The organism is Vibrio sp. V19_P1S1T109, from assembly GCF_002241375.1.
In the GTDB taxonomy this organism is placed as follows: Bacteria; Pseudomonadota; Gammaproteobacteria; order Enterobacterales; family Vibrionaceae; genus Vibrio; species Vibrio anguillarum.
On record NZ_NDIM01000259.1, the window covers coordinates 1 to 2,294 of the forward strand.

1 protein-coding gene is annotated in these 2,294 nt (G+C 43.0%); it reads left to right on the forward strand.

The features are described from left to right. Positions 1-9 precede the first annotated feature (9 nt). Positions 10-2,294: glycoside hydrolase family 9 protein (locus B9J87_RS12960; protein WP_094151082.1), on the forward strand; the 2,285-nt coding region annotated here is incomplete at its 3' end.

Consider the following 2,294-nt stretch of genomic DNA (forward strand, 5'->3'; position numbering starts at 1 on the left):
GGAGTAAATATGCATAAGTTCAAACTATCATTGGCAACAATACTCATTCTTTCATCGTGTTCTGCTTATGCAAATGAGCAAATTAAGAACGGCAAATTTAACGGGAACATGGATGGTTGGTGGAATGCTGGTGCAGATGTAAAAATCAAAAATGGCGAAGCATGTCTTGAGATTAGAAGTCCAGGAGAGAATCCTTGGAATGTGATTTTAGGACAGAGCGGGATGGGGTTGGCAAACAAAGCAGATTATGAAGTTTCATTTGATGCTTATGCAACCGTTGATACTCAAATGAGAACGCTTATTCAGCATGAAGGTCCTCCTTATACCAACTATTTTGTGGATGATACAAAAGTCTCACTGAAGAAGAAGAGCTATAAGTTTAAGTTCAGCCATGATGTTGAAAGCGATGCTAAAACTGAGTTCCAGTTTCAAATGGGCGCCCAGAAAAAGGGAACCGTATGCGTTAGCAATATTTCAGTCGTCGGTGAGAAATACATTGAAGAGCTGAAGATAAATTCTGTTCGTGCTAACCAAGTCGGTTACCTTCCTCAAGCAGATAAGTTTGTATTTGTCGCGAATGAATCTAAAGAGCCCTTAAAGTGGGTGCTAACAAACAACAGCAATATCAATGTCGATTTAGGTAAAACGGAAATCTTTGGTCTTAATAAGGCATCAGGCGAGTTTATTCACCGTATTGACCTATCGAACTACAGATCAGATATGAGTGGCTTGAAAGTAAAAGTCGGTGAAGACGAGAGCTTGCCATTTAGCATTAGCAAAGATATCTACAATCAGTTGAAGTACGATGCATTGTCTTACTTCTACCAAAACCGTAGTGGTATTGAGATTGATAAGGCTCTGGTACAGCGTGACGATCTAGCGCGTCCCGGCGGTCATATGAGCGATGTGGTTACCTGTTTTAATAAGACGGACAGCTGGGGTAATAAATGGCCAGGTTGTGATTTTTCTGTCGATGTAACCGGCGGTTGGTATGACGCTGGCGACCATGGTAAGTATACGGTTAACAGCGGTATCTCGACTTGGACTCTTTTGAACCTGTTTGAAAGAGGTAAATGGCTAGATAACGCACCAATTCCTTTTGCAGAAGGGAAAGTGAAAATTCCAGAAGCTGGAAATGGCGTTAATCCTTTGTTGTCTGAGGCTCGTTGGAATATCGAATTTATATTGGCAATGCAGATCCATAGTGACCAACCTGTAGCGGTTCCTGTCGGTGACCAGTCTGAAGACAAAACACTTAAACTGACTAAGATTGACGCAAAAGGTATGGCTTTCCATAAAGTTGCTGATGAAGCTTGGACAGGTATGCCACTGCCACCTCATATGGACACCCAAAAGCGATATGTGGGTTATCCAACCACTGCGGCTACGTTGAACTTGTCAGCAATTGGTGCTCAATGTGCGCGAATTTGGAAAGAGATTGATCCTGCGTTCTCAAAAAACTGTTTGAATGCGGCGCAAGAGGCTTGGGAAGCCGCGAGCAAAAATCCTCATATTCTTGCCTATGATAACTTCACAGGGTCGGGCCCATATGATGATAAAGAGCTTTCAGACGAGTTCTACTGGGCTGCAAGTGAACTGTATATCACCACAGGTGACAGCAAGTACCTTAAAGCACTGAAAGCTTCTCCTCATTATCTAGAGACACCAAAAGGTAACATTGAAGCTGATGGTGAAATGTTCTGGGGGTATACAGCGCCTCTAGCAACAATAAGCTTGGCTGTTGTGCCTAATGGATTGGGTGAGGATCAAATTAAAGTTGCAAGGAAAAACTTAATCGCAACCTCTGATAACTTTGTGGGCCAGATTAATAACGAGGGTTATCATATTCCCTACACGGTAGAAGAGTATCCATGGGGATCGAACTCGAGTTTTGTAAATAGAGCTATCTTCTTAATCTATGCGAATGATTTCACCGGCGATATTAAGTATGTAAAAGCGGCTGCAAATGCGATGGATTACTTACTAGGCGCGAACCCAATGAACCTGTCTTATATTACAGGTTACGGTACCAATGCGGCTAAAAGTCCACATCACCGTTTTTGGGCACATGCTGCGGATGAAAAGTCACCAGCTCCAGCACCTGGCGCACTAGTGGGTGGACCCAACTCAGTGAGTTACAGTGATCCAGTCGCTGCGACATTGAAGGGGCAGTGTGTTGGCCAAACCTGTTATAGAGATAACATTAATGCATGGTCGTTTAATGAGATCACGATTAATTGGAATGCTCCTCTCGTTTGGGTTTCTTCTGCTTTGGATGAAGGGCAATTATATTG